Below are 12,953 nucleotides of genomic sequence, written 5' to 3'. Positions count from 1 at the left end.
CGATCTCAGCGACTTCTGGCCGGATGTCGCAACCTGGGACCGTCACAAATGCCTGTTCTCTCACCAACCTGGACCGTTGAACGAATTGAACTTCTGAAGCAGCATTTCGAGGCTGGCCTGTCCTGCCGCGAGATCGCCGCCGACATCGGCGTCAGCCGCAACGCCGTGATCGGCAAGCTGTCCCGGCTCAATCTCACGCGCGGCCGCACGGTCGACGAGCGCAGGCTCCAAGACGGAAATCGGGACAGGAGCAACGCCCACCGCGCGCCCAAAGCGGTGCCGCGGCTGCAATTCGAAATGCTCGCCACGATCTACGGCGAGCCGGACGCGCCTGTGGTGACCGGACCGATCGACGAAGCCAATCGCTGCTCGCTGATGGAACTCGGAAAGTCCAGCTGCCGATGGCCGATCTCGACGCCGGGTGCGGAGGATTTCTGCTTCTGCGGCAATGCCGCGCACGACGGGCAGCCTTATTGCGCCGGCCACAGCCGCCTCGCCTACCGGCCGAATTCCCGGGCGCGTGTGATGCGCGGCTGAAGGGAGCCACGCCCTCTCCTCACGACGAAAAACCTCCGGCAGGGCACTACCGGAGGTTTCTGGAGGCTTAGCGTGAGCTAAGAGCCGTGACTTATCGAAACCGGCTAAGCACCATATAGCTGATCAACTCAGGTAAGTAAATAAATTAGTTCCGGTCAAATCGCATAGCTCGTCTTCGCTGCCCGCGCAGGAGACTTCCGACTTTGAGAATCGGGGTTTCTCCAAGAAAAAGCCCCGGCGGTGGCCCGCCGGGGTTCTCTGATGGAGATATCGCGATCGATGATCAGAAGTTGCGCTGAGCGCGCAGCATCATGGTGACCGAGTTCTGATCCTTCAGCTCATACACCGCGCCCGGCTTGGCGGCGGTCGCAATCGCCGGAGCAGTGATGGCGCCGGAGTACTTCTGGTCCAGGCGCGACCAGCTCAGGTCCGCGGTGAACGCCAGGTTCTTCACCGGAGTCCAGACGGTGTTGACACCGACGACGCCGAAGTTGAAGTCAGGGTTACAGGTCGAACCGGCAACGGCGATGGTAGCGAAGTTGGCGCAGATCAGGCTCTTGCTCGTCGAGCCATACTTCAGCTGGGCATAGCCGCCATAGACGGCGCTCGTCCAGTTCGGACTCCAGTTGTGGGTATAGCCACCACGGAGGCCCCAGGTCTTGACCGTATCGATGCCGGTACCCGTTCCGAAGACGCCGTCAGCAAGGCCGGCGAAACCGATGCTCTGATACGCGGAGCCGCTGCCGCCGAACATGAAGAAGCTCTGCGGGAACAGGCTCTGGAAGTTGTAACGAGTCGCACCGTCCGTGTAGACGGCCTGCAGGTTGATGTTGTCGCCCGCACCGGTCGGGATGTTCTTGATCGACAACGAACCCTGCACAGCCCAACCCCACTTGTCCTCCGGGTGACCGGTGGATTCCGTCGAGCCGTAGTAGGCCGTATGGAGATCATGCGCAGCGACCGAGATCTGGGCCAGACCCCAGGCCTGGTCGACACGGACGGCACCGATGATGTCGGGGGAGCGCGTTCCACCCCAATCGTTGGTGCCGTAATTGCCCTGGATGAGGGCGGCAGCAGCGTTGGCAGCCGCAGAATTCGTCACGACGACACCGGAGCCATTGACTGAGCTGGAGGCAGCGAAACCATTGGCGTTCCAGAGGTTCGACTGGCCGTTGTTCGCCGAGGTCTCATCTTGCAACGCGAGCGAAGCGGTGATGCCCTGGCCGAACTCAGCCGTGTACGCAACCTGGTTCACGCCGTTGACGTGGTTGGAGCCGCCCGGAATGCTATCGGGACCGCCAGCCGGATAGCTCTGCCACGGGGCATCGAAGATCGAGACCGTGCGGCCGAAGGTGAAGCCGGCGAACTGGATGAACGCATGGTAGAGGCCGAGCGAGGCCGAGTTGGACGAGATCGCCGACGGATTGCTGCCGGTGACGTTGGCCGAGTCGTAGCTGAAGACCATATCGGCGTAGGTGCGGACGACGCCGTATTCGGTCGCCGTGCGGGTGTCGACGTTGAGGTCAAAACGAGCGCGGCTGTAATAATAGTTGGTCAGACGGTTGTTCGACCCGCCGTTCGCACTGCTCGTGCTGTTGTTGAAACCATAGTCGCCTGCGCCGCCGAGAATTGCGTCGGCGCGAACGTAACCACCCAGCTTTATGCAGGTGTCGGTGCCCGGGATGTAGTAGAAACCCGCACCGTACAGCGAGCAGATCTTCACGTATTCGACGGCCTTGGCCTTCAACGGAAGATCAGCCGCATGCGCTCCACCGACGGCGATCAGACCCGCCGCAGTGCCGAGCAAAAGGCTCTTCGCCACTTTCATTTAAAACCTCCAAGTTGCTCATTTCACGGAGATCGGACCGTAAGGCCCCCCAGATCCCCGTCTCTTCATCAAATCCGCTCGGAGGCTTCGCGCTTTCGGACACCCCCGATCGAGACGCGAGGGACGTGAGCGGACCACCTGCAACGGGACGATCGAGAACCCCCACCGTCAGGGATCAATATGCCTGCGTCGTTCCATTAATCAAAATAGTTTATTAGATCAGCTTTGTGGTTTCACTAACCCTGTGTCTGCGGCGCAACACCGGACCTGGACCAAAATGCTGATCGGCTCATATTTGTAATTTCCGTGACAGAATTACCCTGCTCTGACACTTGCGTCGGGGCAGGCTTGCGTGGACTATGCCCAATGCGAAGACTGGCGAGAAAGAATCAGCTTGCGGGAGTGACGCTGTGTCAGCGACGAGGAAAGAAGGGGCGCGCCTCCGCCCCGCAGGCAATCTCGATATCATCAGGCGATTCACCTGGGAGATATCGTCGATCAACATGTATCTGGAGGAGCTGCGCCAGTTCTGGGCGAGGACGCTCGGCATCAGCGGACCGCAATGGCTGATCCTGATGGCGATTTCCGACCTCGACAAGGACGACGGCGTGCCCGTCAACGTGGTCTCCAAGCTGCTTCACGTCGACCCGTCCTTCGTCACCACCCAGTCCAAGCTGCTCGAGAAGAAGGGCCTGCTGCGCCGCCGCCCCTCGCCGACCGACGCCCGCGTGGTGCGGCTGTCGCTGCTCGAAAAGACGCAGAAGCACATCGCGAGCCTCAACGAGCAGTACAAGACAATTCGCGAATTCGTCTTCCAGGAGTTCGATGAGAACGAGTTGACGGAATTCACCGCCAAGCTCGCGACACTGAAGACCCGCCTCGAGAAGGCCTGCGTCAGGATCTCCCTCGACTTCTGAGGCGCAAATCCCTTTTCGATGCCGGCGCTGCGCTCAGGTCTGCCTGCCGGTGGCGCCGAGCTGCGATTCGAGCCAGTCAAAAATGTATTCGTTGGCAAGGGTCGGGTTGTCGGCATGGGCCTGCGCCGCGCCGGTCTCCGCCGCCGTGAACACCTTGAGTACGACGTCCGAACTGCCGAGCCGCGATTTCTGCACGATCTGACGCGCCCGGTCCGGCTCGAGCCAACCATCCTCGCCCAACGTGATCAGCACGGGACATTCGGCGCCCGAAGCCATCAGGGGCGCATGCGGCACCGGGACGATGCTGAGGTCCCTCATTGCAAAGCGACTGGCAAAGAACGATCGCTCGTGCAGATCCCAGAGACCTCCATCACACACGGCCGCTGCAAACCGCGGCTCCTGCAACACGGCGCGTGCAACGAACGAGGAGCCCCACCCGTCGGCCACGATCGCAACGCGATCGAAATCGACGTCGCTTCGCAGCTCCAGGTAATCCATCGCGCTGGCGATCGAGCTCTCGAGGTCCCGACGCTGCAGCAACACGTCGACATAGTCGTCGCGCTCCTCGCCGAGCAGATCGAGCGCCAGCATCGCGAATCCGCGATCGCGCGCATGCGGCGCGAGCTTGACCAGAAATTCCTCCTTGCGATGTCCGGGCTCGCCGATGCAGATCACGGTCGGAGCGCGACCGTTCGTCGCAGGCGCAGGCAGGAAATAGCCCTGCAGGGAATGGCCTTCGACCCATGGGATCGTCGCGACCTCGCCGGCCGGCCCGCGTGCCGTGAGGAAACGGCGGGCGCATTCCTGCATCGCAAGCACCGCGACCCAGCGGCGCTCGTCGGCGGGATCGAGCGGCATCGCAGCCGCGCTGTAGTAGTTCATTGCGCGCAGCCAGTTGCGCTGCGCGGTCACCATATGGCCTTCGGCAAACGCCGCTTCGGCACGATGCCTGTTGGCCCGCGCCAGCTTCTTCCACTCGCGATGCCAGGACTGTTCGTCGCCGCGGTTCAGCTGCCGCGCGATCATCAGGCATTCGGCGATGGTGGCGCCGCCCTCCTGGGCCGCAGTGAGCAGCCGTGTGAACTCAGCGGAGATATCCTCCCTCTCCGGGCAGAGGACAAAATCGTCGGAGAGGCATGCGGGTATCATCGGGGCTACGCTTAATGATGGCGTTAGCCTGATTGAATAAACTATTTTAGTTCACCAACCAAGCTGGGTTGCGCCGAATGAGACCCGTTCGAGATCACCATCGCTTGAACAAATCACACATGGCACGCGTGACATCCCGTCCGACCATGAGGACGACGCGCGCGAGGCAGGTAAAATTCGCCGCGCAAATTTATCCGAGCAAAATGACCGCCGGACCTCTTGCGATGATAAGCGTCATACCTATATCCGCGCGCGCTCGTTGACAGTTCAGCCAAGCCGCCAGCCGACGTCCCGGGTAAAGGCGTCGAAGAATGCCCTGTCATAGGCCTGCTCGGGCGTCGCGCGTACGCGCTCGTCGAGGCGATTTGCGTCCTCGCCAACGAGAATACGCCATCGCTCCGCCTTCACGCCATCCAGAATGATCTTGGCCGCCTCCGCGGCCGTCGTCGGCGCGTCCTCGAGGAAGCTGCGGGCGCGCTCCGCGAATACCGCCTGGATGTCCTCGTCCGACATTTTGTCAGCATCTGGCACGCCTGCCGCAACCATGCGCTTGCGGGTCAAGACGACCTCGTCGGCATTGAGACGCGCCGAGCCGTCAGAGCTTTGCAGCTTGCGCGAATTGGAGACGATCGAGGTGCCGATATGGCCCGGCATCACCACCGAGCATTTGACATGCGGCGCGTGCAGGCGAAGGTCGTTGATCAGCGCCTCGGTAAAGCCCTTCACCGCGAACTTCGCCGCGCTGTAGGCGGTGTGCGCCTGGTTCATACCGACCGAGGCCCAGAAGCCGTTGACGCTGGCGGTGTTGACGATGTGGGCTTCGTCCGCCTTGACCAGCATCGGCAGGAAGGTGCGGACGCCGAGATAGACGCCCCCCCAACAGATGTTGAAGGTGCGCTCCCACTGCTCCCGCGTGTTGGTGAACAGGCTGCCGCCGCCGCCGATGCCGGCGTTGTTGAACAGCAGATGGATCTTGTCGGTATCCTGCTGCTCGGTGAGCTCATCGCGAAAACGCTTGAGATGATCCTCGATCGAGACGTCGGCGAAGTGAGTCGTGACGCGCAGGCCCTGCGGCAGCTTGTCGGCCTCGCAGAGCCGCTTGGTCTCGGCCATCGCGGCTTCTGAGACGTCGCACATCGCGACATTGCATCCCTCGGCAACGAGCTGCCGGGCGAGCTCCCGCCCCATGCCTGTGCCCCCACCGGTGATGACGGCGATCTTTCCAGCGAACTCCTTCATGGGACTTCAGCCCCTCCCCTTCTCGGCATGTTTCTTCGTTGGCGCGCCGCGGCCGCGATGCCTGCAAAATGTAGCAGCGCCGCACCCGCAGGTAAAAGCGGATCGGCGCTGCGTCTGCACATCGATCATTTCGGCGCGGGGACTATTCGGCCGCCTCGATCTGCCTCCCGTCCAGCGCGCCGAGCGCCTCCAGCGCCTTGCGGATCGCGGCCTGCTGCGCGGGCGAAGCCTCCGGCATCGGCGCACGCGGGTATGTCTTCGGCAGCCCCTGGAGCGTCTGCGCGTAACGCGTACAGGCCGGCAGGTTGTCGGCGATGACAGCGTTCCACAGCGTCAGCAGCTTCTTGTGCAGATCGAGCGCGCGTGGATGATCGCCCGCCTTCACCGCATCCCACAGCGCCACGGAGGCATGCGGCGCAGCGGTCAGGATCGCGGCGATCGAGCCATGGGCTCCCAGCGTGTAGGACGGATACATCAAGGCATCGACCGCGCTGTAGATCAGCTTGTCCGGCGCCATCATCATGAGATCCGCGAACAGTTTGAGATCGCCCGCACTCTGCTTGACGCCGATCACCAGCGGCACCTCGGTCATGATTCGCGTCAGCAGCGCCGGCGACAGATACGACCACGGCACCACGTTGTAGATGATGATGGGCATGCCGGTCTCGTCGGCCATGGCGCGGAAATGCGCCACCATCGCCTCCTCGTCCGGCTTGAACAGATAGTGCACGGGCGTGACCTGGAGGGCGGCGACATCCATGTCGCGCACCAGCTTGCCGCGGCGAATCGCATCTCGCGTGGAGTCGACGATAATACCGGCGATGACGGGAATACGTCCCTTCACCGCTTCGACTGTCGCCGCCATCAGATCACGATATTCCTCGTGGTCGAGCGTCTGGCCTTCGCCGGTCGAGCCGCCCGCCGCCACGCCATGCGCGCCGGCACCGATCATCCAGTCGACCTGGCGTGCCACGAGTTTATGGTCGATCTCGCCGTCTTTCCGGAACGGCGTCGTCATCGGCGGAATCACGCCGGTCGGTCGTACCTTCATGGTCTACCCTCGCATTTCCTTTGTCCTGGCGGTCCCGCTCTCATGGCGAGTACTCCGCAACGTCGCGAAGCGTATCGGCTGGGCCGGTCTTGTGAAGCGCTGATGGCGCGGCGCTGCCCCCACAATCCATCATCGCTGCCTTGAGTCCTGTGGGTTCCCCGTAGTTGCCCGGCTTCGGTTTAGGATCATTTTTTGCAATCCGAATCGTCAAACCAGACGCCGGCTGAGCCGGCCCGGGCGGCGTCACTTGGCGCACAGGCTGTGGCACTCGGCTTGCATCCCCTCGTGCTCGAAGCTACCGATGAGGTGACTGGTATGTTCATGACCGTCGTTGCCGTGCTCTGCCGGCTTGGCGCCGCTGCTTCAGGCAGCTGTGTCGAGGAAATGGTGACCGACAGCAACATGACGCCCGATATGTCGATGATGGCGTGTGCAGTCGGCGCACAAGCCCCGCTCGCGAAATGGATGGGCGAGCATCCGATCTACCACGCCAATTGGCGCCTCGAGCGCTTCAAATGCGTGCCGGGTCGCTACGAGATCAAGGGCCAGGCCTAACGGCCTGCAAAACTACTCATAGCGAGGAGAGCCGTCTTGTCTTGCGGGCAGCGCGTAGCGTGAACACGATCACACCTTCGCTCTAAGCCACCGCACGCAAGATCATCGCTCGCGCGCGTCGCCCCTCCGGGGTCGGCATCAGTGCGTAATTATGCGGCTGGTCGCGCAGCAGATGCAACTCCACCAACACCCCCGCCGCCCTTGCCCGCTCCGAGAGTGCGACGCTGTCCGGATAGAGCAGATCGCGCGTCCCCGAAAAGATCGTCATGGTCGCGAGCGAACGGAAGGCACCGTTGAGCGGGCTGACGAAGGGATGGCCGACATCGAGCTCACCGGCATAGAGCCGTCCCGCCTCGATGATGCCCGGAATGTCCTGGATCGGATCGCGCGCCGCGATCTCCGTCTGCTCTGGGCGGCTGACCGTCGCGTCGACGCCCGGCGAGATCAGCACCAGCCGGCCCGGTTGCCGATGTCCGCGATCGCGCAGCCACTGGCACGCGGCAAGCGCGAGGCCCGCGCCAGCTGAATTGCCGACCACAGTGACCTTTGCAGCCCCGGCATCCTCCAGCAGCATCCGCAACAGCTCAGCCGTCGCCGGCACGACGTCCTTGGCTGTCGCGCGCGGCGCCAGCGGATAGATCGGCACGACGCAGACGACGCCCGCCTTGCGCGTCATCTGGCCGACGAAGCGCCAATGCGCCGGCGCGATCTCGTTGATATAGCCGCCGCCGTGCAGGAACATGACGTGGTTGCAGCCCTCGTGGCCCGAGGACGGTGCCGTGTAATAGACCGGCCATCCGCCCATCTTCGTCAGGGTCACCTCGACCCCGCGGCCAAGCCCCCTAGGCTCGTGCGAGGCCGGCTCCAGCGCGAGCCTCTGAACATGTGCCTGCACGGCCTCGGCCGAGGCAAGCTGCTTCTTGTAGGGAAGCAGCCCGAGGAGCCAATTGAAGACGCGGCTCTGCAAGCTCGGCGGAGGATCGTTTGAACGTGTCGCCCACGAGAAATTGCATTCGCAAAGCCGCCCGATCGACAGCATCTTCGCAACGCTCATGCTCCTGCCCTCATTTGCCGGGTCCGGCCGGCACCATTCTGCTTCTATCCTTGCATCGCCGACCTCCGCTATAATGCGAGCAATCGCTCGCTTTTCCTACTCGCATTCGAAACCGCAGGCCATGGCGCGCAAGGCAGCGACAAAACCCCGGAAAAAAGCCTCGCAGGAGCGATCCCGCGCCACGGTCGATGCGCTGGTCGAGGCAACTGCTCGCATTCTGGTTCGCGAAGGCTTTGAGAAGACGAGCACCAACCGGATCGCCGAAGTCGCCGGCGTCAGCGTCGGCTCGCTCTACCAGTATTTTCCGGGCAAAGAGGCGCTGGTGGCCGCCGTGATCGATCGTCACAACGAGGAGATCATGGCGCTGGTCCGCGCAGCGCTCGTCGAAGTCGCCGAGATGCCGATCGAAAAAGCCGTGCGCCGCCTCGTCACCGTCGCGATCGAGGCGCATCGCATCAAGCCCGAACTGCATCGCGTCCTCGCCGAGCAGATCCCGCGTGCGGGCAAGCTCGACGTCGAAGCCTACAACCGCGAGATCCACGCTCTCGTCCGCGCCTATCTCGACAGCCGCAAGGAGATGCGCAAGGTCGACCTCGATGTCGCAACCTTCATCTGCGTCAGCGCGATCGAGGCGGTCGCGCATAACGTGGTGCTGAACCGGGTCGAGATCCTGCCGGAGAAGATTGTGCGGACGCTGGTGGATGAAACGACGCAAATGGTGGTGGGGTATCTGCGGCGGTCCGCGTAGCGACGTCCGGCACAGAATGACTCCGGGCTGTCCTTCGACAGGGTTACGGCCGACATGTGCGAGGATCGGGCGCGCCCCGTTACAGAATCGTCGCTCTTCAAGAATACGTGCGTTGGTCGCTCCTGGGGTTGAACCGCGTACAGAAGCCCCATCTATGCGGGCGGCGAAATACCTGATAAAGTAAATTGATGCAGTCACAAGAATGGAAGGGAATTGTCGTTGGGTCAGCGATTGCGTTGCTGTCAGTGTCCCTTTTGGCAGCCGATGCCCTCATGGACCTGAGCGCCGGCGCACTGATCAAACGCCTGCAGAGTGCAGAAGCCTCCTTCGTCGACACGATGGGGCAGCCGTTCCGAAAGCAGGACCTCGCTTGCCGACCCGCGATCCCGCAAGATTTTGGTCAATCTCTGAAGAAAATGGTCGGAGCGAGAGGATTTGAACCTCCGACCCCTAGTCTCCCAGACTAGTGCGCTAACCGGGCTGCGCCACGCTCCGAACGTCGTTCCATTAGCTAGGATCGCTGCTTTGCGCAAGGCGAGGCACACCATTTTGGTGCCTTCGCCCAAAGCCAACGGGAACAGGCCGCCAAGAGAGAGAAAAGCGCCCTCAGGCGTCCTTGAGCGCCTGGTCCAGCATCTCCCTGCAGGCGACGAGATCGCCGAGCACGCGTTCCAGCCGTTCCCGGTCCAGCGCACTGGGCCCTGCCGGCGCGGCCGCGGCGCCGCCCTTGCGGAAGGTGGTGAGGATGTCCTCGTCGTCGACCTCCGTGAAGCGGAAGTCGATGCCTTCCTCCTCATCGCCCTGGTAGTCGTCGTCGTCGGAATCTGCGCCATTGACGCCCTTGATGGGCGCCTCGTCGTCGGGCTCCATCAGGCTCGCCCCAATGGCGTCTTCGATGGCTCCGAACGAGACCGCGGCCGAGCCATCGGCCAGTCCCTGAACCGATTTGACGCCGTGCTCCTTGAGGATCCGCTGCACGCCGCGGATGGTGTAGCCCTCCCCATAGAGCAGACGACGGATGCCCTTGAGCAGATCGACGTCGTCGGGGCGGTAATAGCGGCGGCCGCCGCTGCGCTTCATCGGCTTGATCTGGGAAAAGCGGGTCTCCCAGAACCGCAGCACGTGCTGCGGAATGTCGAGTTCCTGCGCTACTTCGCTGATGGTTCGGAACGCATCCGGCGCCTTGTCCAAATGCCAAATCCTTCACGTAGGCGCGATTACGCCTCGGGTTGAGCCTTGCTGGCATCGCCATTGGTGCGGTGCTGGGCGTTGATCCGTTGCTTCAGGATCGCCGACGGCTTGAACACCATCACGCGGCGCGGCGAGATCGGTACCTCGGTGCCGGTCTTCGGATTACGGCCGATACGCTGGCCCTTCTTGCGAACCATGAAGGAGCCGAACGAGGACAGTTTCACCGTCTCGCCCTTTTCAAGGCAGTCGGTGATCTCCTTCAGCACGAGCTCCACGAAGGCGGACGATTCCGTGCGTGACAGACCCACCTTCTGGTAGACGGCCTCACAGAGATCAACACGCGTTACGGTTTTGCTTGTATCGGTCATCGCCCTGCCCCACATCACGGCGAACAATTGTTGTCTGAAATTAGGAGCTTACGTTACGGCGGTCAACACCGCTCATCAATGCAGACGCATTGATATCAGGCGCCGATTCGGGCAAAATTTTATCGATGTGGCTTTACCAGCGCACCAGGGCCGAGCCCCAGGTGAAGCCGCCGCCCATCGCCTCCAGCAAAACCAGGTCGCCGCGCTTGATGCGGCCGTCCTTCCGCGCCACCGACAGCGCCAGCGGGATCGAGGCAGCCGAGGTGTTGCCGTGACGGTCCACGGTCAGCACCACTTTCTCCGGCGCGATATGGAGCTTGTGGGCGGAGGCGTCGATGATTCGCTTGTTGGCCTGATGCGGCACGAACCAGTCGATGCTGTCGGCATTGAGCCCGGTCGCCTGGAACGCATCGACGATGACGTCGGTGATCATGCCGACCGCGTGCTTGAAGACCTCGCGGCCCTCCATGCGCAGATGGCCGACGGTCTGGGTCGAGGACGGCCCGCCGTCGACGAACAGCTTGCCCTTGTGGCGACCATCGGAGCGCAAATGCGCCGTCACCAGGCCTCGATCGGTGGCCGCGTTGCCCGGCTGCTCCTGGGCCTCGAGCACGACCGCACCGGCGCCGTCGCCGAACAGCACGCAGGTGCCGCGGTCGTTCCAGTCGAGAATCCGTGAGAAGGTCTCGGCACCGATCACCAGGGCGCGCTTGAACGCGCCGGTGCGCAGGAAATTGTCGGCGGTCGCAAGCGCAAACACGAAGCCCGAGCACACCGCCTGGAGGTCGAAGGCTGCGCCGTGATTGATGCCGAGCCCGTGCTGCACGGCGACCGCGGTCGCGGGAAACGTGTTGTCGGGCGTCGAGGTCGCGAGCACGATCAGCTCGATCGATTGCGTATCCACGCCGGCATCGCTGAGCGCCGCCTGCGCCGCCTCGAGCGCAAGATGCGAGGTGAACTCGCCGTCGGCCGCGATGTGCCGCTCGCGAATACCGGTGCGCTGGACGATCCACTCGTCGGATGTGTCGATGCGCGCCGCCAGTTGGGCATTGGTCAGCACCTGCTCCGGCAAATAGGAGCCGCAGCCCAGCACGACCGAACGAATCTTGGTCACGAAACATCCTCCGGCGCGGTTGGCACGGAACCGAGCGCACCCCCATCGCGGTTGAGCATCTGATTGATCTTGTTCAGAAGATCGAATTTGGCCATCTCATAACCAACATCGATCGCATAGGCAAAGCCTTCGGCGTTGATTCCGCCATGGCTCTTGACCACGAGCCCGTTGAGCCCGAGCAGCACGCCGCCATTTGACTTGTTCGGATCCATTTTGTCACGCAGCGCCTGGAAGGCATTGCGTGCAAAAAGATAACCGAGCCTGGACAGCCAGCTGCGCTGGATCTCGTTGCGGAGCAAGTCCGCCATCTGGCGTGCGGTTCCCTCGGCAGCCTTGAGCGCAATGTTGCCGCTGTACCCCTCGGTCACGATCACATCGGCCATTCCCTTGCCGATGCCATCGCCCTCGACGAAGCCGACATAGTCGAGCTCCGGCAGGTTCATCGTGCGCAGGATCTCTCCCGCCTCGCGAATCTCCTCGTGCCCTTTGATCTCTTCGGTCCCGATGTTGAGCAGGCCGACGGTCGGACGCTTCTTGTCGAACACCACGCTCGCCATGGCCGCCCCCATGACTGCGAGCGCCACCAGATGACGCGCATCGCCGCCGATTGTGGCGCCGAGATCGAGCACGACGGACGAGCCACGCGCGGTCGGCCATACGGCAGTGATCGCCGGGCGATCGATGCCGGGCAGCGTACGCAAATGGAAGCGCGCCATCGCCATCAGTGCGCCGGTATTGCCGGCGGATACGGCCACATCCGCCTCCCCCTTCTTCACCGCATCAATGGCAAGCCACATCGAGGAGGTCTTGCGGCCGCGGCGCAGCGCCTGGCTCGGCTTGTCCTCGCCGCTGACGGCGACGTCGGTATGGATGATCTTCGAGGCGGCCTTGAGCTTCGGATGGCGCCCGAGCTCGGGCTCGATCCTGGCGCGATCGCCGACCAGCAGGAATTCGGTCGCCGGGCGCCTGTCGAGCGAGATGGCGGCGCCTGGAATGACGACAGGGGCGCCGACGTCGCCCCCCATGGCGTCAAGCGCGATACGAACCTTGCTTGGCATCGAAATCCCGGAAACCTGGTCTGGCGCGGTCGTCAACGAGCGGGGCCGCGGAATGGGCTCGCCATGGACATGGCGACCGGCCAAGCGCCACGCCGCACCCGGACCGGGGCGGACAATAGCGTTTTGTTATCCCGAAACAACCTC

General features: G+C 63.0%; 13 protein-coding genes and 1 tRNA gene. 4 read left to right on the top strand and 10 right to left on the bottom strand.

All coding sequences use genetic code 11. The features are described 5' to 3' along the window. The first annotated feature begins 48 nt into the window (after positions 1-48). Entirely contained in the window at positions 49-537 is a 489-nt protein-coding gene (locus ACVWZ4_RS27780; protein WP_456741591.1) for a GcrA family cell cycle regulator, read from the top strand. 283 nt (positions 538-820) lie between these two features. Here ACVWZ4_RS27780 and ACVWZ4_RS27775 read toward each other — a convergent pair whose 3' ends face one another. Further along, positions 821-2,365 (bottom strand): porin, encoded by a 1,545-nt coding sequence (locus ACVWZ4_RS27775; protein ID WP_456741590.1) that lies wholly within the window; start codon positions 2,363-2,365, stop codon positions 821-823. 410 nt (positions 2,366-2,775) lie between these two features. Between ACVWZ4_RS27775 and ACVWZ4_RS27770 the strand changes: the two genes are divergently transcribed. Beyond that, on the top strand, positions 2,776-3,282 hold the full coding sequence (locus ACVWZ4_RS27770) for a MarR family winged helix-turn-helix transcriptional regulator (RefSeq protein ID WP_456703877.1): 507 nt from the start codon (positions 2,776-2,778) through the stop codon (positions 3,280-3,282). Positions 3,283-3,315: 33 nt separating this feature from the next. Here ACVWZ4_RS27770 and ACVWZ4_RS27765 read toward each other — a convergent pair whose 3' ends face one another. From ACVWZ4_RS27765 to ACVWZ4_RS27755, 3 genes are all read right to left on the bottom strand, one after another. Continuing rightward, the gene (locus ACVWZ4_RS27765) at positions 3,316-4,431 is read right to left on the bottom strand and encodes an alpha/beta hydrolase family protein (protein WP_456790397.1); all 1,116 of its coding nucleotides are present in this window, start codon (positions 4,429-4,431) and stop codon (positions 3,316-3,318) included. A 267-nt stretch (positions 4,432-4,698) separates the two neighbouring features. Then, entirely contained in the window at positions 4,699-5,670 is a 972-nt protein-coding gene (locus ACVWZ4_RS27760) for an SDR family NAD(P)-dependent oxidoreductase (RefSeq protein WP_456703879.1), read from the bottom strand. 142 nt (positions 5,671-5,812) lie between these two features. After that, on the bottom strand, positions 5,813-6,721 hold the full coding sequence (locus ACVWZ4_RS27755; protein WP_456703880.1) for a dihydrodipicolinate synthase family protein: 909 nt from the start codon (positions 6,719-6,721) through the stop codon (positions 5,813-5,815). 315 nt (positions 6,722-7,036) lie between these two features. Here ACVWZ4_RS27755 and ACVWZ4_RS27750 point away from each other — a divergent pair, with 315 nt between their 5' ends. Continuing rightward, entirely contained in the window at positions 7,037-7,276 is a 240-nt protein-coding gene (locus tag ACVWZ4_RS27750) for a hypothetical protein (protein WP_456703881.1), read from the top strand. A gap of 82 nt (positions 7,277-7,358) precedes the next feature. Here the strand turns inward: ACVWZ4_RS27750 and ACVWZ4_RS27745 are convergent, their stop codons facing one another. Continuing rightward, complete coding sequence (locus tag ACVWZ4_RS27745) at positions 7,359-8,330, bottom strand: alpha/beta fold hydrolase (protein ID WP_456703882.1); 972 nt, start codon at positions 8,328-8,330, stop codon at positions 7,359-7,361. A gap of 121 nt (positions 8,331-8,451) precedes the next feature. On the opposite strand from ACVWZ4_RS27745, the gene ACVWZ4_RS27740 reads away from it, so the two are divergent. Then, the gene (locus ACVWZ4_RS27740; RefSeq protein WP_456703883.1) at positions 8,452-9,078 is read left to right on the top strand and encodes a TetR/AcrR family transcriptional regulator; all 627 of its coding nucleotides are present in this window, start codon (positions 8,452-8,454) and stop codon (positions 9,076-9,078) included. A gap of 417 nt (positions 9,079-9,495) precedes the next feature. Here the strand turns inward: ACVWZ4_RS27740 and ACVWZ4_RS27735 are convergent. The 5 genes from ACVWZ4_RS27735 to plsX all read right to left on the bottom strand — a co-directional run bounded on the left by ACVWZ4_RS27735 (position 9,496) and on the right by plsX (position 12,809). Beyond that, positions 9,496-9,573, bottom strand: a tRNA-Pro gene (locus ACVWZ4_RS27735). Between the two features lie 111 nt (positions 9,574-9,684). Beyond that, positions 9,685-10,269, bottom strand: a complete 585-nt coding sequence (locus ACVWZ4_RS27730) for a MerR family transcriptional regulator (protein ID WP_092228702.1) — start codon at positions 10,267-10,269, stop codon at positions 9,685-9,687. 26 nt (positions 10,270-10,295) lie between these two features. Beyond that, positions 10,296-10,637, bottom strand: a complete 342-nt coding sequence (locus ACVWZ4_RS27725) for an integration host factor subunit alpha (protein ID WP_177243187.1) — start codon at positions 10,635-10,637, stop codon at positions 10,296-10,298. A 133-nt stretch (positions 10,638-10,770) separates the two neighbouring features. Continuing rightward, positions 10,771-11,751: a beta-ketoacyl-ACP synthase III gene (locus tag ACVWZ4_RS27720; RefSeq protein ID WP_456741589.1), complete on the bottom strand. Its 981-nt coding sequence runs from the start codon at positions 11,749-11,751 to the stop codon at positions 10,771-10,773. Next, complete coding sequence (gene plsX, locus ACVWZ4_RS27715) at positions 11,748-12,809, bottom strand: phosphate acyltransferase PlsX (protein WP_456703886.1); 1,062 nt, start codon at positions 12,807-12,809, stop codon at positions 11,748-11,750. Before plsX ends, ACVWZ4_RS27720 begins: the two co-directional genes overlap by 4 nt. Positions 12,810-12,953: the final 144 nt, after the last annotated feature.

It is taken from the genome of Bradyrhizobium sp. USDA 4472, from assembly GCF_054058595.1.
The sequence above is the reverse complement of the archived record's forward strand: the minus strand, read 5'-3'. Positions and strand labels throughout refer to the sequence as shown.

Coding starts and splice junctions, on each gene's coding strand:
- ACVWZ4_RS27780 (WP_456741591.1), top strand. CDS start 49: ATGCCTGTTCTCTCACCAACCTGGACCGTTGAACGAATTGAACTTCTG.
- ACVWZ4_RS27775 (WP_456741590.1), bottom strand. CDS start 2,365: ATGAAAGTGGCGAAGAGCCTTTTGCTCGGCACTGCGGCGGGTCTGATC.
- ACVWZ4_RS27765 (WP_456790397.1), bottom strand. CDS start 4,431: ATGATACCCGCATGCCTCTCCGACGATTTTGTCCTCTGCCCGGAGAGG.
- ACVWZ4_RS27760 (WP_456703879.1), bottom strand. CDS start 5,670: ATGAAGGAGTTCGCTGGAAAGATCGCCGTCATCACCGGTGGGGGCACA.
- ACVWZ4_RS27755 (WP_456703880.1), bottom strand. CDS start 6,721: ATGAAGGTACGACCGACCGGCGTGATTCCGCCGATGACGACGCCGTTC.
- ACVWZ4_RS27750 (WP_456703881.1), top strand. CDS start 7,037: ATGTTCATGACCGTCGTTGCCGTGCTCTGCCGGCTTGGCGCCGCTGCT.
- ACVWZ4_RS27745 (WP_456703882.1), bottom strand. CDS start 8,330: ATGAGCGTTGCGAAGATGCTGTCGATCGGGCGGCTTTGCGAATGCAAT.
- ACVWZ4_RS27740 (WP_456703883.1), top strand. CDS start 8,452: ATGGCGCGCAAGGCAGCGACAAAACCCCGGAAAAAAGCCTCGCAGGAG.
- ACVWZ4_RS27725 (WP_177243187.1), bottom strand. CDS start 10,637: ATGACCGATACAAGCAAAACCGTAACGCGTGTTGATCTCTGTGAGGCC.
- plsX (WP_456703886.1), bottom strand. CDS start 12,809: ATGCCAAGCAAGGTTCGTATCGCGCTTGACGCCATGGGGGGCGACGTC.